20 protein-coding genes are annotated in these 22,439 nt (G+C 59.5%); 7 read left to right on the top strand and 13 right to left on the bottom strand.

Going from position 1 to position 22,439, the window contains the following annotated elements; translation table 11 throughout:
• Nucleotides 1-12: 12 nt before the first annotated feature.
• Both EAH74_RS23565 and EAH74_RS23560 read right to left on the bottom strand, forming a co-directional pair.
• Nucleotides 13-366 (bottom strand): DUF1428 domain-containing protein, encoded by a 354-nt coding sequence (locus EAH74_RS23565; protein ID WP_140681436.1) that lies wholly within the window; start codon nt 364-366, stop codon nt 13-15.
• 16 nt (nt 367-382) lie between these two features.
• A complete protein-coding gene (locus tag EAH74_RS23560; protein WP_140681434.1) occupies nt 383-1,459 on the bottom strand; it encodes a hypothetical protein in 1,077 nt (358 codons plus the stop codon).
• Between the two features lie 351 nt (nt 1,460-1,810).
• Here EAH74_RS23560 and EAH74_RS23555 point away from each other — a divergent pair, with 351 nt between their 5' ends.
• Complete coding sequence (locus EAH74_RS23555) at nt 1,811-2,071, top strand: hypothetical protein (RefSeq protein WP_140681432.1); 261 nt, start codon at nt 1,811-1,813, stop codon at nt 2,069-2,071.
• Here EAH74_RS23555 and EAH74_RS23550 read toward each other — a convergent pair.
• The 6 genes from EAH74_RS23550 to EAH74_RS23525 all read right to left on the bottom strand — a co-directional run bounded on the left by EAH74_RS23550 (nt 2,043) and on the right by EAH74_RS23525 (nt 9,063).
• Nucleotides 2,043-2,990 (bottom strand): NAD-dependent epimerase/dehydratase family protein, encoded by a 948-nt coding sequence (locus EAH74_RS23550; RefSeq protein WP_140681430.1) that lies wholly within the window; start codon nt 2,988-2,990, stop codon nt 2,043-2,045. The two genes, EAH74_RS23555 and EAH74_RS23550, sit on opposite strands and share 29 nt — an antisense overlap.
• A 3-nt stretch (nt 2,991-2,993) precedes the next feature.
• Nucleotides 2,994-4,109, bottom strand: coding sequence for an HlyD family secretion protein (locus tag EAH74_RS23545; RefSeq protein ID WP_140681428.1), 1,116 nt, complete (start codon nt 4,107-4,109; stop codon nt 2,994-2,996).
• A gap of 6 nt (nt 4,110-4,115) precedes the next feature.
• A complete protein-coding gene (locus EAH74_RS23540) occupies nt 4,116-4,964 on the bottom strand; it encodes a hypothetical protein (RefSeq protein ID WP_140681426.1) in 849 nt (282 codons plus the stop codon).
• Between the two features lie 2 nt (nt 4,965-4,966).
• The gene (locus EAH74_RS23535) at nt 4,967-6,295 is read right to left on the bottom strand and encodes a glycosyltransferase family 2 protein (protein ID WP_140681424.1); all 1,329 of its coding nucleotides are present in this window, start codon (nt 6,293-6,295) and stop codon (nt 4,967-4,969) included.
• Between the two features lie 5 nt (nt 6,296-6,300).
• The gene (locus tag EAH74_RS23530) at nt 6,301-7,689 is read right to left on the bottom strand and encodes a diguanylate cyclase domain-containing protein (protein WP_140681422.1); all 1,389 of its coding nucleotides are present in this window, start codon (nt 7,687-7,689) and stop codon (nt 6,301-6,303) included.
• A 483-nt stretch (nt 7,690-8,172) separates the two neighbouring features.
• Nucleotides 8,173-9,063: a LysR family transcriptional regulator gene (locus tag EAH74_RS23525; RefSeq protein ID WP_140681420.1), complete on the bottom strand. Its 891-nt coding sequence runs from the start codon at nt 9,061-9,063 to the stop codon at nt 8,173-8,175.
• Nucleotides 9,064-9,197: 134 nt separating this feature from the next.
• Here EAH74_RS23525 and EAH74_RS23520 point away from each other — a divergent pair, with 134 nt between their 5' ends.
• Nucleotides 9,198-10,628, top strand: coding sequence for an MFS transporter (locus EAH74_RS23520; protein ID WP_140681418.1), 1,431 nt, complete (start codon nt 9,198-9,200; stop codon nt 10,626-10,628).
• Between the two features lie 13 nt (nt 10,629-10,641).
• Here the strand turns inward: EAH74_RS23520 and EAH74_RS23515 are convergent, their stop codons facing one another.
• The 4 genes from EAH74_RS23515 to EAH74_RS23500 form a co-directional block, all read right to left on the bottom strand.
• Nucleotides 10,642-11,082 (bottom strand): cupin domain-containing protein, encoded by a 441-nt coding sequence (locus EAH74_RS23515; protein ID WP_140681416.1) that lies wholly within the window; start codon nt 11,080-11,082, stop codon nt 10,642-10,644.
• A gap of 625 nt (nt 11,083-11,707) precedes the next feature.
• Nucleotides 11,708-13,111: an MFS transporter gene (locus EAH74_RS23510; RefSeq protein WP_140681414.1), complete on the bottom strand. Its 1,404-nt coding sequence runs from the start codon at nt 13,109-13,111 to the stop codon at nt 11,708-11,710.
• 624 nt (nt 13,112-13,735) lie between these two features.
• Entirely contained in the window at nt 13,736-14,173 is a 438-nt protein-coding gene (locus EAH74_RS23505) for a DUF1801 domain-containing protein (protein ID WP_205012924.1), read from the bottom strand.
• Nucleotides 14,174-14,215: 42 nt separating this feature from the next.
• Nucleotides 14,216-14,452, bottom strand: coding sequence for a hypothetical protein (locus EAH74_RS23500; RefSeq protein ID WP_123367897.1), 237 nt, complete (start codon nt 14,450-14,452; stop codon nt 14,216-14,218).
• Between the two features lie 172 nt (nt 14,453-14,624).
• Here EAH74_RS23500 and EAH74_RS23495 point away from each other — a divergent pair, with 172 nt between their 5' ends.
• Complete coding sequence (locus EAH74_RS23495; protein WP_140681410.1) at nt 14,625-16,388, top strand: L-lactate permease; 1,764 nt, start codon at nt 14,625-14,627, stop codon at nt 16,386-16,388.
• 789 nt (nt 16,389-17,177) lie between these two features.
• Here the strand turns inward: EAH74_RS23495 and glcC are convergent.
• On the bottom strand, nt 17,178-17,945 hold the full coding sequence (gene glcC, locus EAH74_RS23490; protein ID WP_140681409.1) for a transcriptional regulator GlcC: 768 nt from the start codon (nt 17,943-17,945) through the stop codon (nt 17,178-17,180).
• 234 nt (nt 17,946-18,179) lie between these two features.
• Between glcC and glcD the strand changes: the two genes are divergently transcribed.
• The 4 genes from glcD to EAH74_RS23470 are packed head-to-tail and all read left to right on the top strand — an operon-like array spanning nt 18,180 to nt 22,388.
• Complete coding sequence (gene glcD / locus EAH74_RS23485; protein WP_140681407.1) at nt 18,180-19,679, top strand: glycolate oxidase subunit GlcD; 1,500 nt, start codon at nt 18,180-18,182, stop codon at nt 19,677-19,679.
• Nucleotides 19,679-20,743, top strand: coding sequence for a glycolate oxidase subunit GlcE (gene glcE / locus EAH74_RS23480; RefSeq protein ID WP_140681405.1), 1,065 nt, complete (start codon nt 19,679-19,681; stop codon nt 20,741-20,743). Before glcD ends, glcE begins: the two co-directional genes overlap by 1 nt.
• A gap of 3 nt (nt 20,744-20,746) precedes the next feature.
• Nucleotides 20,747-21,964, top strand: coding sequence for a glycolate oxidase subunit GlcF (gene glcF / locus EAH74_RS23475; RefSeq protein ID WP_140681403.1), 1,218 nt, complete (start codon nt 20,747-20,749; stop codon nt 21,962-21,964).
• Nucleotides 21,965-21,986: 22 nt separating this feature from the next.
• On the top strand, nt 21,987-22,388 hold the full coding sequence (locus EAH74_RS23470) for a heme-binding protein (protein WP_140681401.1): 402 nt from the start codon (nt 21,987-21,989) through the stop codon (nt 22,386-22,388).
• Nucleotides 22,389-22,439 lie beyond the last annotated feature (51 nt).

Genomic DNA, 22,439 nt, shown 5'->3' with positions numbered 1-22,439 from the left:
CTGCCGTTGGTTTCAGGCTTTTACGATCATTTCGAAACCGCCAAAGATCAACCGCTGACCATCGAACGGCATCGGGTTGACGTCTGGTTGCATGCGCGGATCGTTCATGAGTTTTTCCATGCCGGCATCGCGGGTGGCCTTGTCTGGCCAGATGATCCAGGAAAACACTACGGTTTCGTCTTCCTTGAGTTTTACCGCCATCGGAAACGAGGTCACTTTGCCGTCAGGAACGTCGTCGCCCCAGCATTCGGCGACGCTGAGGGCGCCGCTTTCCTTGAAAATGACAGCGGCGGTTTCGGCGTGTTTCTTGAATTTTTCGCGGTTGGCGGTGGGTACGGCTGCGATAAAGCCATCAACGTAGGACATGGTCGTTCTCCTTGGGTTATGGGGCGATCTGCTGGTTAGTCGATTCCGTCGGCCCCCAATCGACAGATCCGCTGCCCGAACTGACCGACGGTACTTCGGCGCTCCCCGCCAAATTGCCCTCGATCTGCGCCGCCATGTAGAACGTACCGGCCATCACGCCGGTGGTCGGGTTTTGCACCAGCTTCAGCCAGGACTTGTCGAACGTGTTACCCAGACTGCTGCGAATCAGTGCCTCGCTGTCAGGCCGGTCATTGGCCTGGATAATCGCGCGAATCCCCGCCACACCCACGGAAATCAAGCCCCCGGCCAATTTTCCCGCTGCAGCGGCCACTGCACTGGCCGCACCTCGCGGGACCATTTCGGCTTCCATCCGTTTGCTGGCGCGCTTGGCCACCGGCGCCATGGCGGTGTCTGTCGAACCCACGCCCTTGTCGCCACCTGCCTTGTGGATTTTCTCGATCAGCGCCGCATAGGCCGGCAAGGTGTTCAGCGGCTGGGTGTGCACCACTTGGTACAGCGAAGCATTCCGAGCAGGTGGCGGCCCCAGGGCAATCGCCGGGATTTTCTGGATTCGGCCATTGAGCTGGGCCATCGGCACGCCGTGGCGCTGGGAGATTTTCTGCAGTTCTTCCTGAAGAATGTCCACGTAGAACGCCGTTGCCAGGCCGAGAATCGCATCGGGATCGATTTCCACCGCGACCGGCGCCAGCACGCGCTGTTGGTATTGCTCCAGCAGATAGGCCGCCAGGCGCTTGGCCGAGGCATCCTGTTCACCCTTGGCGCTGAGGGTGTACCAGCTGACCTTCATCGATAGCCATTCCTGGGTCCAGTAACTGCTGAACCAGGGAATGAAGTTCTCTTCGGTCAGTTCATAGACCCGCGTTCGCCAGTAATCCATGGCACCGCGCGCGTAGATTTTGGTCTGCTCGGTGGCCGATTGCGACGCCGCGACAATCTCTTGGTCGACCATCTGCCAGGTGCTTTGGGAAACAATCACCGGCACCACTTCCACCGGGGCAGGCGCAGTCGTGACGCATCCCGCCAACACCACCAACACCACCAACACGGCGACGATCAGCGAACGCAGGTTCAAGATCGCGGTTCCTACAGACTTGCCCGAACGGGATGTCCGGTGTTCAAAGGTCTATTAATTTGAGTATAGGTGCCGGTGTTTGTTCGTTTGGGGTTGGGGGTGTTCTTCAGATCGCCTTCGCGAAGAGGCCGGATCAGACGGCGAAGACCTCACCATCACTGATGTCGATATTCACCATCGCCACGAATGCCTTCCGCGTAAAAACCGTCAGCGTAGGATCAGCCCTAACCCAACGCAAAACCCCGTATCGGAGGGGCGAATCATGATTATCCATCTCCTGACCTGCCTGGCCCTGACGGCCGTTACCCTGAGCGTTTTTTCCTGGTACGTCCTGTCCGAGGAGCGCACGTCATGATTCACTCCGTGACCCTGGCCGTGAGCTTTGCGGTGTTCGGCAATAACTATTACTCCCAGTCATTCGTTTCCCGCAAAACGTTCGAACTGGTGTTCGACAAAAACTTCGAGGCGTTGCTGATGCCGTCCGCCGCCAATCACTTCAACAATGAAGTGATCGGGCTCAATGATCAGTTCCGTTTCCTGAACGATGTGCTGGAGGAGCACCTGCTGGCGACTGAGCGCGCCGCTACCGCCCCCCGGAATCAATACTTCTGAGCAATTGACCCAGACCCTCGGTAAAACAGGTCGGTGAGTTCAAGGAAAAACGCTCAAGCAGGCGACTGTTGTCGGCACGCGAATGTTTGATATCCCCGGAACGTGGCGCGTCGTAATTCAATGTCAGGGACCGTCCCAAAAGCTCGCTTAACGTCGCCGCCAATTCGTTAACGCTGGTGGATCGGTTAAACCCGACATTGACCGGTTCGCTAATCGGCTCTGACTCACCGACCGCCTGTACCAGGACCTTTACGAGGTCATCGACGTAAACAAAGTCCCTTGTTTGCTCCCCATCACCGTAAACCGTGATGGGGAGTTTTTTTTGCGCCCTCTCGCTGAAAATGCTGATCACGCCGGAATAAGGCGATGAAGGGTCCTGACGGGGTCCGTAAATATTGAAAAACCGCAGAATGACCGGTTCGAGACCGTGTTGGCGTCGGTAGAAATCGAGGAAATGTTCGCTGGCCAGCTTGTCGGCGGCATACGGGGTCAGCGGATTCTTGGGCGTGTCCTCGGTAATTGCCATGCCCTCGCCATTGTTGCCATAGATCGCCGCACTGGACGCGTAAACCACCCGTCTAACGCCAGCCTCGCGCATGGCTTCGCAGATATTCAGCGTACCGATGAAGTTGCTTTGGTGAGTCGCGATCGGGTCATCGACCGACGCCTGCACCGAGGCCACCGCCGCCAGATGCACCACCGCGCTGCAGTCTTTCATCGCCCGCTCCACCGTCGGCGCGTCGGCGACATCCCCCACCACCAGGGTCAAATGGCAGCGATCAATCGGCAAGTTCGACAATTTTCCACTGGAAAGATCGTCCAGAACCCGAACGCTATAACCGCTTTCAAGCAGTGCTTCGACCAGGTGCGAGCCGATGAAACCGGCACCGCCCGTCACAAGAATTCGATCAGCAGTCATGATTTATTTACTCCCCTGTGCGGTGGTGGGTGTCCGATCCATTGCAATGAAGTCGCCTAATTGTTCGATGAGTTCACGGCTGTTACTGACCATTTGTTGCCAGTCGGTGGGAAAGCGAACATTCAACGGCAGTTGATCGATTCTCCATCGCGGCGACAGGGGGCGATCAAACCGGGCGGCGACCTGCAAACCCATCTCGCTGGCAGCGAACGGCCCACGCAACACCGTCGGCGTGCGACCGGCGCTGTCGACGGCCTGGACAACATGGGCCGCCAACCACTCGCCATCGGGCATGCGAACGCGCAGCGGCTGGCCAATCGCGGCGTAGCTGATGTTCAGCGGTTCCAGATAAATCCACAGCAGGGGCTCTTCCAGTCGCTCAAGGCGCATCAACAACGTACCGGCGCCGACGTTTTCGCCGGGCGTGACCAATACCTCCGCAATTCGACCGCTCTGCGTAGCCTTGACCGACAATGCGGCCAGGCGCGTTTTCAACCACTGTTGCTCGGCGGTCTGTTGAATAATCTCGCGCTCAACGCTCAACGGCGACTGACGAGCCAGTTGCTCGCGGCGCTCGAACGCCAACAGGTCCGCTTTGAAAGCATCGAGTTCGGACTGGGCGGCCAGCACCTCTCCACGAGAGACGGCGCCTGATGCGACAAGGTCTTCAAGCACCTGCACGCGCTGCTCAGTCCTATTCACTCGAGTTTTGAGCAACTGACGCTCCTGGGTGTCCAGTTTGGCGTTGGTGGCGGGCACCGTTTTGGTCGGCATCGCGGCGAGCTGCAATAGCCGCGCACGCCATTCGGGATTGTCGAGACTGACCAACGGCTGATCGATCTGGACCTGCTCCCCGGCCATGACGAACAGCTGATCGACCCGACCGGCATCCCGTGCGCGTACCTCAAGAATCGGCAGGCGCAATTGAGCCGGCGCGTCGATCATCACCAGGCCGTAAGTCAGCCGCCCTCCCAGCCAGATCAAGGGACTCGCAACCAGGAACAGGATCAAATACCAACGCACGCGAAACGCCATGCGTTTGCCCGGCGCGTAGAGCACAGTCAAACCCTGTTCCTGGGTGGGGTTCAGTTCTTTGCGACTATCGAATCGAATCTTCATGACGGCTCACCGTTTTGGAAAGTCTCGCCAGGCTTGCCAGTCAATGCCGGCAATCCCCCGTGGTTGCAGCTGTTCGCGCCAGACACTGGTCTGATGCTGCAACTGCTCAGTCGACGCGCCGGACCAGGATTCTGTGGCATCCAGTTGCGGCTCCGTGCTTTGCGCCAGGCGAAATTGCAGATCAGGCCAGCGTTGAGCGATCTGTTCTGCCATTCGTGCGCTGTTTTTCGGGTTACGGGTGTAGATCATCAAGCTGACCTGACGCACGCCCGCCTCAGGAAGCGCGCACGGCAGACAGGTTTTTCCGGGTTTTGCCTCAGCGAACCAACGATGATGGCTGGATATTTCTACCGGCCAAGGGCTGGCTGCCGAGGCCGCGCGCAAGGTGTCGAGCAAGTCCTTCACGCGCTGGTCCGGGACCGGCACGCCCAGTTGTTCGAGCTCCAGGTCCAGGTGCAGGCTGGTGAACGAAAGCCCTTTGAGCTTCGCCAGTAAATCGGTGAGCTGATGGCGTTCCTGCGGCTCGATCCAGGCCGGATCGCCGAGCAACAGGCTGACTTGCACCCCCTTGCCGGCCGCGTCCTGCAGCAATTGCTCCAGCCGTTGGCGCGTCGTGGCAAGGTCTTTCAACTGGGCGGACTTGAGGCCAAGGTAGATCTTGTCCATCCCGGCTTTACGCAGCTGCTCGAGCTCCGCCTTACGTTGATCGGGATCGAGCAACGCTTCGCTATCCCAGACATAACTGGCCTGGGACCATTGGCTCGACGGCGCCACCGCAGCCTGAGCCGGCAGAGTTTGTGCGGCCAGTATCATCGGCGGCAACGACAGCGTCAGCAGCAGAAGTATCGATCGCATAATCAAAACCTCGTGGCTCGTTTAAGCACCCACCACGGCGCCATCGAGCTTTCTTCGTGGCCCCGGCGAAAGATCTCGTTGAGCATGGCCACTGCGCTCCAGCACCGCAGGAGTAGCATGAACAGCGGGAAGAAAGGCACCAACAACCCCAGGACAATGTCCTTTGCAGGTCGGTCGGACACCATCAACAACATGGCGGCGAATAACATCGCGGTGATCGTCAGGTACAGCGCATAGATCAGTACAAACAGAAACAACAGCGTCTTGCCCGGCAGAACAAACAGCGCCAGCAACGTGTAGCTGAAGATGAGGAACGGCAGCACCAGCTGAAAAAAGAAGCCGCTGAGCAGGATCATCAGAAAGGTCGGCCAGCCCAACAAGCTGGGGTTGATGTTGTGGTTATGCTTTCTGATGTACAGAAAAAACAGGTCGCCATCCCAGCGCAAGCGCTGCATCAGAAACTGACTGAGTGTCGACGGTGCATCGGTGTGTCCAATCGCTTCCGGTTCGAAGGGAATCCTCAAGTCGTGTCGCTTGAAGTAACTTTTGATGCGCAACGTCAGGTCCAGATCCTCCGCGGTGTGCGTGTTCCAGCCTCCGATCTTCACCAGAAAGCTGCGGCGGAATGCCCCGAAGGCCCCCGAAACGTTATTGACCAGGTTCCATTCGGCCAGACCGATTTTCGACATGTGGATGGACAACAGGTATTCCAGCGCCTGCATCGCGGTCACCCACGAAGCCCAGACATTGCGCACTCGCAGGCTACCCGCGACCGCAGGCACTGACGGGTCCTCGAAATGGCGCACGATGGAGCTGACCATGTTGTTGTCGAAGGACGTGTCACCATCGAGCGCCATCACGATTTCACCGCTGGCAAGCGACAGGCCGGCGTTCAATGACGACACCCGCCCGCCCCTCTGCCATTTGGCGATCGGGCGCAAATGGCGTCTGGGGTACAACTGCGGATCCACGTTGAAACTGCGCACGGCGCTGAGCGTCGGCTGGTTCATCGTGGCCCCGTCCACCACCGGAATCATCTCGATGTGGCCGGGGTACGTCTGCTCGCACAGGCTTAACAGCGTGGTCTGAACATCCATCCCTTCGCTGTAGCAGGTAATGATGCAAGAGACCTTGGGCCGATAGACACTGATCTTCGGTACACGGGTACGCCGACGTGCGAACCAGCGCAATACCCCCAGCATCACCATGATCATCAGGGGCAATTCAAAGATCAGAAACAAAGGGAAAAGCATGAAAAACACCCGGCTCAAACCATCCGGCCCCATGAGCCCGCCGAGTGCGCTGAGGAGTTGCTCCAGGAAAGGACTCATGGCGGTCACGCCAACTCACTGGCCAGACGGGCCAGTAGTAGTTCGCCATCTTCCTGTTCGAGCAGATCCTGGGGCGCCGTGATGCTGACGACACGCAAGGAAATGTCGCTGACCTCCGGTGCTGAAAACAATTCGGCGACCCGGCTCAAGCGTTGTTTGACGGTCTCCAGGCCGTTGCCATCGGTATGGGGAAGCATGATCCAGAAGTACTCTTCGGTACTTCGAGAGCAGCGGTCCGTGTCCCTGACGGTTTCTTTCAAACGCTCGGCCACGCTATCGATGAAGGCATGACCGTGATGTTCACCCAGGCGAGTCAACGTACCGGCCAGGTTGACGAAGCGCAGACCGAGCAGTGAGAAGGCAGGCGTCTGGTAGCGGCGTACGACCTGCATCTGCCAGGTCAGAAGGTCATAAAAATCCTTGCCGCCTAACAGATTGAGCCGACCGAAGTGATGGACCGTTTGATCACTGAACTCCTGACGGCAGCGGAAACGGCCGGCCTCGGCCAGGCGGAAATCCCTGACCTCGCGTACTCGCAACTTGTCAGGCGTGTGTGACAGGCCGCAGTCCAGGCAGCGGGCCTGCACGTCGGCATCGACAAAAAACGCCTGACATGAGCGACAACGATAGTTTTCCATAGGGCGGTCGTAATCACTGCCGATATGGCGCAACCGGTTCAAGCAGTTGGGGCACAACAACACCCCGTCTTTGAGAAAGTTTTCCTGTGGCCCCACATGCCCACAGGTAAAGCAGTGCAATGAAGGCTGCCGTGAAATGTCCAGGGCCTGGCATTCGGCACACACATCAATGTAATTGAGCCGGCCCGAGCCACACTCCGAACACAGGCGAACGCGATCGACCAGGACCCCCTCTTGCAGCCAGTCCTGCTGCACCATCAAGCTGAGCCACACAAACGAGTTGACCTGCTCGCTATCAGCCAGGGCGTCCAGCAATGGGTAGCGATAATGCTGAGGCACCTCTGGGTCTCGCAGGGCATAAATGTGCGCGTTGTCGCGCAACCACAACCACGAAAGCACCCGACTTTCGAAACGCTCAGGGGCAGAACCCTGATTGAACAACCTGTAGCGTTCTTGCCACACGCCCCAGAGGGTTCTTATTTCGCTGGAATCGACAGGGCACCCACCATCACCCAAGGCTTCACACCAGCCGTTCTGATCACGGCAACAGTAAATGAGGCTGTAGCGATAAGGGGGAATGGCGCGCAACTTTCGAAGCACCCGCCCTGCGTAAGCGGCTGGCAGGTCCAGCAGCACGACATCGAAGGCGGGGGCAGCCAACAAGCTGGCTATATCGGCAAAGTGTTCAAGCTCTGGACTATTCAAGCTTGGAGCTCTAATGCCCAGTATTGCAATTCGTGGAGTTGGAGTCGGCATGACGCACGGCCTCTGCAGACAGACAAGTACGATTAAGACGAGTTAGAAACACTAGCACCGCATCAGAAAAACGTCAGTATTATTATGAAGTTATTTTTTGATATATAGACCGCCAATATTTCGCCATCAACCTTAATTGGATCCCGCCTTGCTGAGTGCGTTTCAGCGCGATGAAGCGCCTGATAATCGGTAAAAGTAATTACTTATATTTCATCAAGTTACACACACTAAGTAACTCAAGCGTTACAACTATACTCACTACTAGTTAATGGCCACCATTGATAGCGTTGCGCCATTTAATGGTATCAGCAGTTAATTCCCATTTGCTACAAAGCCTTTCAGCTACCGCCTATATATTAATAAGTTCAAAGTATTTTTATACCAAAATTACTCACTTATAGAACCAGAATAGTCATGCAATAGTTACACGAGTGAAACACCCCCTGTTTCAGTAATGAACATTAGATCAAATCTGACAATTTTTTACTCAGAACAAACATCCCGAAGGCAACCCCGCAGCCAGCGATGCACAGGATCGGCATCCAGCCGCGGATGCCAGAGCATGGCGACGGTGAACGCCGGCAGAGACAACGGCAGTGCAAAGCTGTGCATGCCGGCGCGCAGGCTGGCGGTGTGCCGTTCGGGAACGCTGGCAATCAGATCAGTGGTCCGGGCGAGCGCCAGCGCGGTGGAGAAGCCTGCAACGATTGTTGCTATGTGCCGCTCCAGTTCCTGGAGCTCAAGGGCTTCATCAATGGGTCCCTTGTCGAGCCCCCGCCGAGAGACGCTGATATGGCTGCCCGCCGCATAACGCGCGGCGGTTAGCTCGCCTTCGCTCAGCGGATGCCCCATTCGCACGACGCCAATAAAACGATCCCGAAACAAGCCCTGGGTACGCAACTCCGGCCCAGTGGCCTTCCCCACCACACCTGTTTCCAGATCGACCGTCCCGTCGCGCAGGGACGCGCTGTCTTTGTCGGGTTTGTGCATGAAGCGCAGTCGCACGCCAGGGGCTTGCTCGGCGAGTCGGGCAATCAGGTCCGCGCCAAAATTCTCGACAAAGCCTTCACTGGTGCGCAGCGTGAACGTGCGGCTCAGCTGTTTGAGGTCGGGTTGCTCGGCTGGCCGAAGGACCGCTTCTGCGTCCTGCACCAGTTGACTCACCCGCTCGCGCAGTTCGAGCGCTCGCGGGGTGGGCACCAGACCGCGCCCGGCCCTGACCAACAGCGGATCGCCGGTGGTTTCACGCAATCGCGCCAGTGCCCGACTCATGGCCGACGGGCTCAGCCGCAAGCGTTTGGCGGCGCGCGCCACGCTGCCTTCGGCAAGCAACACATCAAGGGTGATCAGCAAGTTGAAATCGGGAGTGGACATGCGGCGCTCCGTGGCAGAGTGATATGGCGTTGAACGCACGTATCAAGTGCAAACGGTGCGCCTTCCGCCATGTTAGGCCGGGGCGTAGCTTTCTGATAGCTCCGCTTCGGGAGTGGCCAGAAAAGAAGGACACAATGAAGTCAATCAGTGCAGTCGCAGAGCGTGCGCAACAGACACCGTCAGTTCGCTGGGCGCTGGCCAGTCTATCGCTGTCGATGCTGCTGTCCTCGCTCGGCACCAGCATCGCCAATGTGGGTTTGCCGACCCTGGCGCAGGTGTTCAACGCCTCCTTCCAGAACGTGCAGTGGATCGTCCTTGGCTATCTTCTGGCCATCACCACCCTGATTGTCAGCGTCGGTCGGCTCGGTGATCTGACTGGCCGCCGGCGGCTGCTTTTGGCCGGTATCGGTTTGTTCACCCTGGCGTCGGCCCTGTGCGGCTTCGCGCCCACGCTCTGGGTGCTGATTGGCGCCCGGGCGCTGCAGGGCATCGGTGCGGCAATCATGATGGCGCTGACCATGGCCTTTGTCGGCGAGACGGTGACGAAGGCAAAAACCGGCAGCGCCATGGGCTTGCTCGGGACGATGTCGGCGATTGGCACCGCGATGGGGCCGTCGCTCGGAGGCCTGCTGATTGGCGGGTTTGGCTGGCAGGCGATCTTCCTCATCACCGTACCGCTGGGCTTGCTGACGCTGGTGCTCGCGCATCGCTACTTGCCCGCCGATCGCCAGAAGCCCAAGTCCGATCGCGCCGGCTTCGACCCGCTGGGCACGCTGCTGCTGGCGTTGACGCTCGCCGCTTATGCGCTGGCCATGACCCTTGGGCGAGGCAGCTTCGGGCCGATCAACATCGCCTTGCTGTTGGCGGCGGGCGGCGGCGCCTGCCTCTTTGTATTCACCGAGGCTCGAGTCACCTCACCGTTGATTCGATTGGCGATGTTTCGTGATCCCGTGCTTAGTGGCAGCCTCGCCATGAGCCTGCTCGTCGCGACCGTGATGATGGCGACGCTCGTGGTCGGGCCCTTCTATCTCGCGCATGGGCTGGGGCTCGATGCGGTTCTGGTCGGACTGGTTTTGTCGGTCGGGCCGTTTGTCGCGGCATTGACCGGTGTGCCCGCCGGCCGTATTGCCGACCGCTTTGGCGCCCAACGCATGAACCTCGTCGGCCTCGCGGCAATGGCGACTGGATGCCTCACGCTGTCAGTACTGCCGGAGACGTCCGGCATCGGCGGCTACCTCTTGCCCATGGTCGTGATAACCCTCGGCTATGCCCTGTTCCAGACCGCCAACAACACGGCGGTCATGGCAGATGTTCAGCCGGACCAGCGAGGCGTCATCTCCGGCATGCTTAACCTGTCGCGCAATCTGGGGCTCATCACGGGGGCGTCCGTCCTGGGCGCGGTGTTCGCGCTCGCATCGGCCTCGGTCGACATTGCAACGGCGCGACCCGAAGCGGTTGCCAGCGGTCTGCGGATCACCTTCGCCGTGGCGCTGGTGCTGATCGCTGTCGCACTGGCCATCGCGCTGGGAAGCCGCGCGCTGGCAGTGCGTCGTGACCGCCGATAACCCGATACCTCGTTTACTTTTCCAGCACGACCAGTGGCGTGTCTTTCTTTACAATGTACGTCGCCAGCTCAGACGCCTTGCTCGCGCCGACGTTCTTCGCGACGTGGGCAGTGCCTGCGGGGATGTACAAGGAATCGCCAGCCTTGAGCGTTACAGGAGGCTGACCTTCGAGTTGATATTCAAACGTGCCTTCAATCACGTGGGCCACTTCCACCCCGGGATGCGAATGCTTGGGGGACACCACACCCGGCTCGAAATCAACGAGGACCTGGATCACCTCACGCCCGGAGACGTCGAGGTCCTTGCGCAGCAGATCGGTGCGGTGAAGGCCCGCCTGCCAGCTTTTTACAGCAGGCGCCTCTTCAGCTTGAGAGAGGCCGGCGAAAGCGGTGAGTGCTGCGGCAACGGCGACGCCGAGCATGCCAGCGGAGATACGGTGGTTGAAACGGGACATGGCATTTCTCCAATCTGTGCGCGGGAATGCGCGCGGAGCTTGCCGCGGATGCGGTGGCTCTATTTGGAGGCCGCCATGTATCGCGCAAGTGTCGCCAATGCCTTGGTTTTGTATGCGAAGGTAGCTGCCGGCACGCGGGATACGTTGCGATACAAACCGGTTTTGCGGACACGAAAAAGCCCGCACAAGGCGGGCTTTGTAAATCGAGTAGGTGGCCGGCGCTGGTCTCCGGCTTACAAGGTTTATCAGGCCTCCCACAGAACAGTTTTGTGCTGTCCTGCTTCACACGGCATAAGGGCTGGATCTCAGCGCGGAGATCTTTCTAACCGTGTACCCTTCGGAACGCGCCCCACGTTTCCTCGCCATCCGCTTGCGCATCAGTCTGCGTCTTCACCTACACCTTCAAGCGTAGTACAAACTCCAAAGCGCAAGGGGGGCTTTTTAGAACGATTTTGCCCTGTGGAAAGAGCCGCAGGATGGAAAACTACTAACGCCCGTGACACCTGAGTGCCCTTCCAGCTGATCATGCCGGAGCAAGTGGCCGTCTTTGAGCAACGCTACAAATAGCGTCAAACAGGCAAATGACCTGCCGACGAAAAGTCAGCAGGTCAATCGTGCCAGCCGTTTACAGATCAGTGATTTCCTTATGGCGTGGCACCAGCACCTTCATCACGCTCCACGCCACCAGATAGGCCAGGGCACAGATGGCAAACATGATCATGTAACCGGTATGGATATCGCCGATCAGTTTGTAATGATCGATCACCCAGCCACCGGTCTTGGTCATCACAACGCCGCCCAAGCCGCCGGCCAAACCGCCAATGCCAACCACTGACGCGATGGATTTTTGCGGGAACATGTCAGACACGGTGGTGAAGATGTTGCACGACCACGCCTGGTGCGCCGATGCGCCCACGCCGATCAGCAGCACCGGCACCCAGAAACTGATGTAACCGAATGGCTGCGCAAGCAGTACCAGCAGCGGGAAGAAAGCGATCACCAGCATGGCTTTCATACGACCGTCATACGGCGCGTCGCCGCGTGACATGAAATAGCTCGGGAACCAGCCGCCGCCGATGCTGCCCACCATGGTCATGCTGTACAACACGGCCAGCGGCAACACGATGGCCTGGCCCTTCATGCCGTATTGCGCCGACAGATAGGTCGGAAGCCAGAACAGGAAGAACCACCACACGCCATCGGTCATGAATTTGCCAAAGGCAAAGGCCCAGGTCTGGCGGTAGGTCAGCAACTTGAACCACGATACTTTTTTGGCCGCGGCACCCGAGTCTGTGCCGGTGAGTGCTTGCGCACCCTGATCGCTGCGGATGTAGGCCAGCTCTTGCACCGACAGGCGTTTTTGCTGCTCTGGTTTTTCGTACAGCGCAATCCACACCGCCACCCAAATGAAGCCCAACGCACCGATCACGATGAACGCCGCTTCCCAGCCCCACAGGCCGGCAATCAGTGGCACGCTGATCGGCGCCAGCACCGCGCCCACATTGGCGCCGGAGTTGAAGATACCAGTGGCGAAGGAACGTTCCTTCTTCGGGAAATATTCGGCGGTGGCCTTGATCGCAATCGGGAAGTTACCCGCTTCGCCGATCGCCAGCACAGCGCGCGCCAGCATGAAACCTGCGATCGAAACAGGGATGACGGCAAGGCCCAAGGCGCTGCTGATGCCGGCAATACCCTCGCCCATCGGCTCTGCAAAGGCGTGCATGATCGCGCCGGTCGACCAGATGCCGATCGCTATCACATAGGCCTTCTTGGTGCCGATCTTGTCAACGAAGCGGCCGGCGAACAGCATGGAAATCGCGTACACAAACTGAAAGACAGAGGCGATGTTCGCGTAATCGGTGTTACTCCAGCCAAATTGCGTCGACAGATCCGGCGCCAACAGACTCAGTACCTGGCGGTCCAGGTAATTGACGGTGGTGGCAAAAAACAACAGCGCGCAGATCGTCCAGCGGTACTTGCCGACGGCCTGGCCGATTCGTTGCGGATTGATGGGCTCGTTCAGATTCATGGCATCACTTTATTGTTGGATTATGGTGATGATCTCTCGGTTTCAAGCGAGATCAATGGTGTCGTAGAGCATCGACAAAACGCGATGGGTCCACGCCACTGTATTGCGGGCTCGAAAATGGGTACTCCATGCTCAGCGGCTGGAGTTGGACATTTGGCAAGAGCTATCGGGCGTTTGGTGGGACAGTTGTATGTGACAGGCCTGACCGTGGGGATGGGCAAACAGTCGAGGTCGAACCATAAGAAGCGGCAATCAGGGAGGCGCGCAGGCGGGTTGAATTCATGATGGGGCCGACACTCGTTTTTATTTTTAGTGTTTAACAGTCGATGATCGTCTGTCGTCGTACAACCGTGTCTTTTATATCGAGTTCACTACCGGGCTGTCAATCTGAAAAATTGCCGTTCGTCTCGACAAAGGCTGCCCGCCAGAATTCTGATTACGTCCAGAGGACGTAGCCTGTGGGCCACATAACGTTTGAATTTATCGGGTGTAGCCAGCAGGATATGGAGGTTTTGAAGTTCAAACATTGTTGTACGACAACGCACTTCAAAGCTCATGACGAGAGACATCAATAGAGGTCATCTCATCAGAGTGCTTTTCGACGGACAGGTCGGCGAAGACGAATCAGGATTTCGCAGCCGGTTTGCTGCGAGCGGCCGCTGTCGATAGGTTGAGCGCCACGGCGGCGAGGATCAGCGCCTTCAAGGCTTTCTCCTCAAGCGTGTCGCCCTCATGCAAATCAATGGCACGTCGGGTGTTGCCTTCGAGGCTGGCGTTGAAGAGGCCGCAAGGGTCTTCCAGCGAGGCGCCCTTGGCAAACGTCAGCTTCACGACCTGCTTGTATGTCTCGCCGGTGCAGATGATTCCGGCGTGCGACCACACTGGAACCCCCCGCCACTTCCATTCCTCGACCACGTCGGGGTCGGCCTGCTGGATGAGCGTTCGGACCCGAGCGAGCGTTTCGCCCCGCCAATCGCCCAGCTCCTTGATTCGCGCGTCTATCCGCTGAGAGGCCGAAGCGCCCCCCTCTTCTTCCTTAGCACCGACCTGCTCTTTCTTCATGGTGGTTGTCGCCTTCTTCATGAGGGTGTCCAAAGCCCGGCATTACAGGGTTCTTTGACCGTTCCCGACGTCCCTTGCGCTTTTGATTCCCCAGTCAAAGGCGTCTTCCATGTCGAGCAGATGCGGGGATGGTTTGTTGTCCTCCTCGATAACCGTGCCGTCCGGCCGGTAAACACCGATGAACATCTTCAGCGAGCCGTCCCTCAATATCTCGGCTTTGACCTCGATCTTGCATCCGTTCGACAGCGTTTCCTTGTGGTGCATATGGCGTTCAGTCATGGCTGCATTTCTCCCGTCGTTGAAGTCCGAGTAGCGCATTTACCCATTGGCCATGTTAGCTCAGTGCGGCCCACTCAAAGGCCTGCCAGGACAGCGGCGTAATGCCACCTATACTAGAAGCCACCGCCCCCATGGGGTCTGCACTCCCAACAATAAAAAGCAGAGGTGGAACATGGTCTGGCAGCAAATCTACGATCCGTTCGGTAACCCGATACTTTCAACCCTCATGGCAGCAGTGCCGGTCGTGGTGATGCTGGCAGCCCTGGCGTTTTTTCATATCAAGGCGCATCTGGCCGCATTGATGGCCCTGGCGTCTGCGCTGGTGATCGCGATCTTCGCCTTCGGCATGCCGGCGAACATGGCCGGCTCGGCCGCACTGTACGGCGCCGCCAACGGCTTGCTGCCCATTGGCTGGATTGTGCTCAACATCATCTTCCTGCATCGGCTGACCACCGAGAACGGCTCGTTCAAAGTGCTGCAGGATTCCCTGGCGCGCATCACCGACGATCGACGCCTGCAATTGCTGCTGATTGCTTTCTGCTTCGGTGCTTTCTTCGAAGGGGCCGCAGGCTTCGGTACGCCGGTGGCGGTGACCGGGGCGATTCTGATCGGGTTGGGCTTCTCGCCACTGGCCGCGTCTGGCCTGGCGTTGATCGCCAACACCGCGCCCGTGGCGTTCGGTGCGCTGGGCACGCCGATCATCACCCTGGCCAAGGTGACCGGGCTGGATGAAATGGAGCTGTCGATGATGGTCGGCCGGCAATTGCCGTTCTTCTCGGTGATCGTGCCGTTCTGGTTGATCTGGGCCTTCGCCGGCTGGCGCAAGATGCTGGAAATCTGGCCGCCGATTCTGGTGGCCGGTGTCAGTTTCGCCGTGCCGCAGTTCCTGGTGTCCAACTACCACGGGCCGATGCTGGTGGACGTGATTGCCGCGCTGATTTCCATGGCCTGCCTGACCGGTTTCCTCAGAGTCTGGAAACCCGCCACCGTGCATACCTCCGCTGCGCTGTCCGGGCGCGTCGACAACTCCAAAATTGCCGAAGAGCATGACGAAAAACCCGTCGCCAGCGCGGCCTTTGCCAGCGATGCCAAGCCTGCGGTGATGCGCGCATGGATGCCGTGGATCATCCTCACTGTGTTCGTGTTCGCCTGGGGCACCCAGGGCTTCAAAAACATGTTCGATACCCGTCCGGCGATTGATCCGGCCACCAATTCGGCCAAGCTCGACCCTCAAGGCAAACCGGTGCGCGAAGCGAACCCGATCTTCGCTCCGATCGTGACTTTCACCACGATCCACCAGCAGATCGAGAAGGTCCCGCCTGTAGTGCCCGCACCTAAAACCGAGGACGCGGTGTACAAGTTCACTTGGTTCACCAGCACCGGTAGCGGCATCCTGCTGTCGGCGATCCTCGGCGGGTTGCTGATGGGCTATTCCATTCCGCAACTGATCAAACAGTACGTGCGAACGCTGTGGGTGGTGCGCTATTCACTGATCACCATTACCGCCATGCTCGCCCTCGGTTTTCTCACCCGCTACTCGGGCCTGGACGCGACCATGGGCCTGGCCTTCGCCGCGACGGGTATCTTTTACCCCATGTTCGGCACCCTGCTCGGCTGGCTCGGCGTGGCGTTGACCGGCTCGGATACGGCGTCAAACGTGCTGTTTGGTGGCTTGCAACGGGTAACCGCGGAGCAATTGGGCCTCAGCCCGGTGTTGATGGCCGCCGCCAACAGTTCCGGCGGGGTCATGGGCAAGATGGTCGACGCGCAGTCGATCGTGGTGGCCTCCACCGCCACCCGCTGGTACGGACATGAAGGGGAAATCCTGCGTTATGTGTTTTTCCACTCGATCATCCTGGCCATTCTGGTCGGTGGTTTGGTGACGTTGCAGGCGTATGTGGCGCCGTTCAGTCATATGGTTGTTGGTGGGCATTGAATTGATGTAGTTCGGGAGGGGATGGGGCCATATCCGTTTTACAGTAACGGCTACCTAGGGTTCCGCCCTTACGGCGGGTCACTTGGAGAAGCGCCAAGTAACCAAACGCTCGTGCCCCTGACGTACGGTGCCTCGCCTAGGCTCGGCATGCCCTCGCTCCGGTCCTGCTCCGTGGGCCCGCCACCATCGGCCATCCATGGCCGGGGGCGGCTACCGCGGCATCCTTGCCGCGGTGCCCACTGCGCAGAACCTGCGCTCGGCCTTCCGACGGGGCAGATCAAGATCAAAAGCCAAAGCAAGATCTACAGGAGCCGTTCCCACACTGAGCATTCCCACGCTCCGCGTTCCACTATCGACGCAAGGCTTGAGTCCTGCGCACTGGTGACGCGGAGCGTCACGGGATGCATTCCCACGCGGAGCGTGGGAACGATCAACACGCGCAGGCGTTGAGGAAACAGTCCGGCCGGTAGCCGCCTCGCTTTTGCTTTTGCGGTAGTCGCCCCCTCGAGAGGCCGAGCGGAGGTTCTGCGCAGTGGGTAACCCGGCATGGATGCCGGGTTAGCCGCCCCCGGCCATGGATGGCCGATGGCGGCGGGCCCACGGAGCAGGACCGGAGCGAGGGAACCCTGAGCCTAAGCGAAGGGCCGTACGCCAGGGGCAAGAGCCCTTGGTTACTTGGGGCTCTTCCAAGTGGCTCGCTGTAAGAGCGAAACCGCCAGCCGCCGTTACCGCAGAAACGGATATACACCCAATCAAAGCCCCCCGTAGCTCTGCCTAAAGACCCGGCCCTTACGCCCACCCCTCAAGTCGCAGCATGGCCCGAACCAACCGCTGCTCCTCGCTTTCGATTTCCTTGAGGTTCTCGCAGATGCTCTGGATGTGCGCGATGGCCGCCTTGCGTGCCTGTTCCGGCATACGGCCGGTGACGGCGTTGTAGAGTCGCGCATGTTGACGGTCGATCTGACGCTTTTGCGGTTCGCGGTGATAAAGGTTGTTGACCGAGGCAAACACCGTGTTGAGCAGTAAGTCCGTCAGCGAGCGCAAGGTCTGCACCAGCACCGGGTTGTGCGAGGCCTCACAAATCGCCAGGTGGAACGCGTGATCGAGCCGGGCGTGTTCGGACGCTTCCAGCGAACGGCTATGGGCGTTGAGTAACGCCTCGTAGCTGCGGGTGATGAGGACGAAATCGGCGTCGGTTCCGCGCAACGCCGCCAGACGTGCGGACTCGCCTTCGAGCAGGCTGCGGACTTCGAACAAATCGTAGAGCGTGCGGGGTTGTGAGCTGAACAAGTGCATCAGCGGCGACGCGGCACCGTGTCCCGAAAGATCGGCAACAAATGAACCTTTGCCCTGCTCTGTCTTGATAATCCCGCGAGCGCGCAACAGCTTGAGGCCCTCGCGAAGTGCCGTGCGGGAAACGCCAAGCTTTTCGGTCAGACGACGCTCCGAGGGCAACAGCTGCCCGGTCTTGAGTACCCCGTCCACGATCAGCCGTTCGATGCGTTCACAGACCACGTCTGCGACTTGTGGATTACGGCTCGTTTCTGCCCTTTCCATCGACTCTCCAACTGGTATGACCAGTCTCACTGCCAAAAACACAAATGTTCAAGCACAAACATAAGCTTATGTTTTAAAAACATTTTTTTGAAAAAATAAAAAACCATCGATTAAAAAACTGGTTCGACCAGCCAAACAACACATAGACAGTAGAACGCCTCAGGCCAATGATGCAAGTCAGTGGTAAACGGACACAGACCTCCTATAAAAACAACTGAGGGTCGTCAACCGACTATGAACATTCTTTACGATGAGCGCGTCGACGGCGTCTTGCCTGATGTCGACAGAGCTGCCTTGCTACAGGCCCTGCACACGCAGTGGCCGGATCTGGAAGTCCTGCATCAACAGGAAGAGCTCAAACCGTACGAATGCGACGGACTTTCTGCTTACCGCACAACGCCCATGCTGGTGGTGCTGCCGCGCCACATCGACGAGGTGCAAGGCGTGCTTCGGCTCTGCCATGAACGGCAGGTCGCGGTGGTCGCCCGAGGTGCCGGCACGGGTTTGTCCGGCGGTGCATTGCCGCTGGAAAAAGGCGTGCTGCTGGTGATGGCGCGCTTCAACAACATTCTGCACATCGACGCTGCCGCCCGTACGGCCCGAGTTCAGCCTGGGGTGCGTAACCTGGCGATTTCCCAGGCTGCAGCGCCGTTTGGTTTGTATTACGCGCCGGACCCTTCCTCGCAGATCGCCTGTTCTATCGGCGGTAATGTGGCGGAAAACGCCGGTGGCGTGCATTGCCTGAAGTACGGGCTGACCGTGCACAACCTGCTCAAGGTCGACATCCTCACCGTAGACGGCGAACACCTGACCCTGGGCTCGCAAGCGCTCGATTCTCCGGGCTTCGATCTGCTGGCGTTGTTCACCGGTTCCGAAGGCATGCTCGGTGTCATCACCGAGGTCACGGTCAAACTGCTGCCAAAACCCCAGACTGCCAAAGTGCTGCTGGCGGCGTTCGATTCCGTCGAGAAGGCCGGCCGCGCGGTGGGTGACATTATTGCCGCCGGCATCATCCCCGGCGGTCTGGAGATGATGGACAACCTGGCCATTCGCGCCGCCGAAGACTTTATCCACGCCGGTTATCCGGTCGACGCCGAAGCCATTCTGCTGTGCGAGCTCGATGGCGTTGAAGCCGACGTTCATGATGACTGCGACCGCGTGCGCCAGGTGCTGGAACAGGCCGGCGCCACCGAAGTGCGCCAGGCCCGCGACGAAGCCGAACGCGTGCGCTTCTGGGCCGGACGCAAGAATGCCTTTCCGGCGGTGGGCCGTCTCTCACCGGATTATTACTGCATGGACGGGACGATCCCGCGCCGCGAGCTGCCCGGTGTGCTGCACGCCATCGCCGCGTTGTCGGCCGAGTACGACCTGAGGGTGGCCAACGTTTTCCATGCCGGTGACGGCAACATGCACCCGCTGATTCTGTTCGATGCCAACCAACCGGGCGAACTCGATCGCGCTGAAGCCCTGGGCGGCAAGATCCTTGAATTGTGCGTGAAGGTCGGCGGCAGCATTACCGGTGAACACGGCGTGGGCCGGGAGAAAATCAATCAGATGTGTGCGCAGTTCAATAGCGACGAATTAACCGTGTTCCATGCCGTCAAAGCCGCCTTCGATCCGAGTGGTTTGCTCAACCCCGGCAAGAACATTCCGACGCTGCACCGCTGCGCCGAGTTTGGCGCCATGCACGTTCATTTGGGTCAGATGCCCTTCCCTGAACTGGAGCGTTTCTGATGCGCAGCGAACACGATATCGACGACAGCGCCTCGCTGCTGGAGCAGGTCAACCAGGCGCTGCAAAACGCCACGCCGTTGCGCATTCAAGGCTCCAACAGCAAGGCGTTTCTTGGACGCATCGTGGCGGGCGAAGTGCTCGACACGCGCAGCCACCGAGGCATCGTCAGCTACGACCCAACCGAGCTGGTGATCACCGCCCGCTGCGGCACCCCGTTGGCAGAACTGGCTGAAGTGCTGGACGCAGCGCAGCAGATGTTGCCCTGCGAACCGCCCTCCTTCGGCGACGGCGCGACGGTCGGCGGCATGATCGCCAGCGGGCTGTCGGGACCACGGCGCCCCTGGTCCGGGTCCGTCAGGGACTTCGTCCTCGGGACACGGGTCATCACCGGTCATGGCAAGCATTTACGCTTCGGTGGCGAAGTCATGAAAAACGTCGCCGGCTACGATCTGTCACGCTTGATGGCCGGCAGTTATGGCTCGCTCGGCGTGGTCACCGAAGTCTCGCTCAAGGTCCTGCCCAAACCGCGTCAAGTTTTAAGCATCAGCCTGGACATGGACAGCGATCGCGCCTTGCTGCGCCTCGCCGAATGGGGCCAGCAACCGTTGCCGATCAGCGCCGCGTGCCACGATGGCGAGCGTCTGCACCTGCGGCTTGAGGGGGGCGAAGGCTCGGTGGCGGCGGCTCATGACCGGCTCGGCGGCGAGTTGCTGGACGCTTCATATTGGAATGATCTCAACGAGCATCGATTGAGCTTCTTCGATGAGGACCAGGCACTTTGGCGCCTGTCCGTCCCACACAACACGCCTCGGCTTTCCTTGCCTGGCCGTCAGCTGCTCGATTGGGGCGGTGCGCAGCGCTGGCTCAAATCTGACGCAGAGGCAGCGTTCATTCGCTCGATCGTGGAAGAAGTCGGCGGGCATGTGACCTGCTACACCCATGGCCTGATCGACAGCCCGTTTCAACCGTTGCCTGACGCATTGATGCGCTACCACCGGAACTTGAAGCAACAACTCGATCCCCGGGGCATCTTCAACCCCGGGCGCCTGTACGCGGAGCTTTGACCCATGCAGACCACCTTGAGCGAACACGCCCGCCAACTGCCCCGCGCCGAAGAAGCCGAAAGCATCCTGCGTACCTGCGTGCACTGCGGTTTCTGCAATGCCACCTGCCCGACCTATCAATTGCTGGGCGATGAACTGGATGGACCGCGGGGGCGCATCTACCTGATCAAGCAGGTTCTGGAAGGCAACGAAGTCACGCAGAAGACCCAACAGCACCTGGATCGCTGCCTGTCCTGCCGTAACTGCGAAACCACCTGCCCTTCCGGCGTCGACTACCACAACTTGCTGGACATCGGCCGGGCGGTGGTCGATGCGGCGGTGCCGCGTCCACTCGGTCAGCGCTTGTTGCGTGAAGGACTGCGCAGCGTCGTACCCAATCCGGCGCTGTTCAAAGGGCTGGTCAGCAGCGGTCAGGTGTTCCGGGCGTTGTTGCCCAACACCTTGCAGATAAAGTTGCCTCGCCGCGTCTATCCGGCCAAGCCACGCCCGGTCACACGCCACACCCGGCAGGTGCTGATGCTCGAAGGTTGCGTGCAACCGAGCCTGTCACCCAATACCAACGCGGCCGCCGCGCGGGTACTGGATCGACTGGGGATCAGCGTGACGGCAGCTCGCGAAGCCGGATGCTGCGGCGCCGTGGATTATCACCTCGACGCTCAGGCGGCCGGCCTGGATCGCGCCCGCCGCAATATCGATGCGTGGTGGCCGAGCATTGAAAACGGTGCCGAAGCCATCGTGCAAACCGCCAGCGGTTGCGGTGCCTTCATCAAGGACTATGGTCACCTGCTCAGCACCGACCCGGCCTATGCCGAGAAGGCGAAAAAGGTCAGTGCACTGGCCAAGGATCTGGTCGAGGTGTTGCGCGATGAGCCGCTGGAAAAACTCGGCGTCCACAGCGACCAACGCCTGGCCTTCCATTGCCCCTGCACCTTGCAGCACGCGCAGAAACTAGGGGGGGCGGTGGAAGCGATTCTGACGAGTCTGGGCTTCAACCTCACGCCTGTTGCCGACAGTCACCTGTGCTGCGGCTCGGCGGGCACCTACTCGCTGACCCAACCCGAACTGTCCCGGCAACTGCGCGACAACAAGCTCAATGCGCTGGAAAGCGGACATCCCGAAGTCATTGTCACTGCCAATATCGGCTGTCAGTCCCACCTTGACGGTGCGGGCCGAACCCCTGTCAGGCACTGGATCGAACTGGTCGAAGCCGCGTTGCCTTAACCGAACCCCGGAGAATCCCCCCATGAAAAGCAAAGCCGTACTGAGCCAGACCGAAGTCAGCCAAATCCTCGCGACTGCACGCACCGAAGCGCAGAACAACCAATGGGCCGTGACCATCGTGATTGTCGATGACGGCGGCCATCCTCTGGCCCTCGAACGCCTAGACGGTTGCGCTCCGATTGGCGCCTACATCGCCACCGAAAAGGCCCGCACCTCGGCGCTGGGTCGGCGTGAGTCGAAGGGCTATGAAGAAATGGTTAACGGCGGTCGCCATGCCTTTTTGTCGGCGCCCTTGCTGACGTCCCTTGAAGGCGGCGTGCCGATCATCGTCGACGGCCAGGTGATCGGCGCGGTCGGGGTGTCCGGTGTCAAAGCCGAGCAGGACGCACAAGTGGCCAAAGCCGGCGCGCAATGCCTGAACTGAATTGAGCCGGGCGCCGTTCAGCGCTCGATAACACTGTGTGATGGAGATGCA

Origin of the sequence: Pseudomonas mandelii (assembly GCF_006438925.1) — a bacterium.
Lineage (GTDB): Bacteria > Pseudomonadota > Gammaproteobacteria > Pseudomonadales > Pseudomonadaceae > Aquipseudomonas > Aquipseudomonas mandelii_C.
This window is presented reverse-complemented; position numbering and strand designations above follow the sequence as displayed.

Coding starts and splice junctions, on each gene's coding strand:
- EAH74_RS23540 (WP_140681426.1), bottom strand. CDS start 4,964: ATGCGATCGATACTTCTGCTGCTGACGCTGTCGTTGCCGCCGATGATA.
- EAH74_RS23555 (WP_140681432.1), top strand. CDS start 1,811: ATGATTCACTCCGTGACCCTGGCCGTGAGCTTTGCGGTGTTCGGCAAT.
- EAH74_RS23520 (WP_140681418.1), top strand. CDS start 9,198: ATGAAGTCAATCAGTGCAGTCGCAGAGCGTGCGCAACAGACACCGTCA.
- EAH74_RS23470 (WP_140681401.1), top strand. CDS start 21,987: ATGAAAAGCAAAGCCGTACTGAGCCAGACCGAAGTCAGCCAAATCCTC.
- EAH74_RS23515 (WP_140681416.1), bottom strand. CDS start 11,082: ATGTCCCGTTTCAACCACCGTATCTCCGCTGGCATGCTCGGCGTCGCC.
- EAH74_RS23525 (WP_140681420.1), bottom strand. CDS start 9,063: ATGTCCACTCCCGATTTCAACTTGCTGATCACCCTTGATGTGTTGCTT.
- EAH74_RS23505 (WP_205012924.1), bottom strand. CDS start 14,173: ATGAAGAAAGAGCAGGTCGGTGCTAAGGAAGAAGAGGGGGGCGCTTCG.
- EAH74_RS23545 (WP_140681428.1), bottom strand. CDS start 4,109: ATGAAGATTCGATTCGATAGTCGCAAAGAACTGAACCCCACCCAGGAA.
- EAH74_RS23565 (WP_140681436.1), bottom strand. CDS start 366: ATGTCCTACGTTGATGGCTTTATCGCAGCCGTACCCACCGCCAACCGC.
- glcC (WP_140681409.1), bottom strand. CDS start 17,945: ATGGAAAGGGCAGAAACGAGCCGTAATCCACAAGTCGCAGACGTGGTC.
- glcF (WP_140681403.1), top strand. CDS start 20,747: ATGCAGACCACCTTGAGCGAACACGCCCGCCAACTGCCCCGCGCCGAA.
- EAH74_RS23530 (WP_140681422.1), bottom strand. CDS start 7,689: ATGCCGACTCCAACTCCACGAATTGCAATACTGGGCATTAGAGCTCCA.
- EAH74_RS23550 (WP_140681430.1), bottom strand. CDS start 2,990: ATGACTGCTGATCGAATTCTTGTGACGGGCGGTGCCGGTTTCATCGGC.
- glcD (WP_140681407.1), top strand. CDS start 18,180: ATGAACATTCTTTACGATGAGCGCGTCGACGGCGTCTTGCCTGATGTC.
- EAH74_RS23500 (WP_123367897.1), bottom strand. CDS start 14,452: ATGACTGAACGCCATATGCACCACAAGGAAACGCTGTCGAACGGATGC.
- glcE (WP_140681405.1), top strand. CDS start 19,679: ATGCGCAGCGAACACGATATCGACGACAGCGCCTCGCTGCTGGAGCAG.
- EAH74_RS23535 (WP_140681424.1), bottom strand. CDS start 6,295: ATGAGTCCTTTCCTGGAGCAACTCCTCAGCGCACTCGGCGGGCTCATG.
- EAH74_RS23510 (WP_140681414.1), bottom strand. CDS start 13,111: ATGAATCTGAACGAGCCCATCAATCCGCAACGAATCGGCCAGGCCGTC.
- EAH74_RS23495 (WP_140681410.1), top strand. CDS start 14,625: ATGGTCTGGCAGCAAATCTACGATCCGTTCGGTAACCCGATACTTTCA.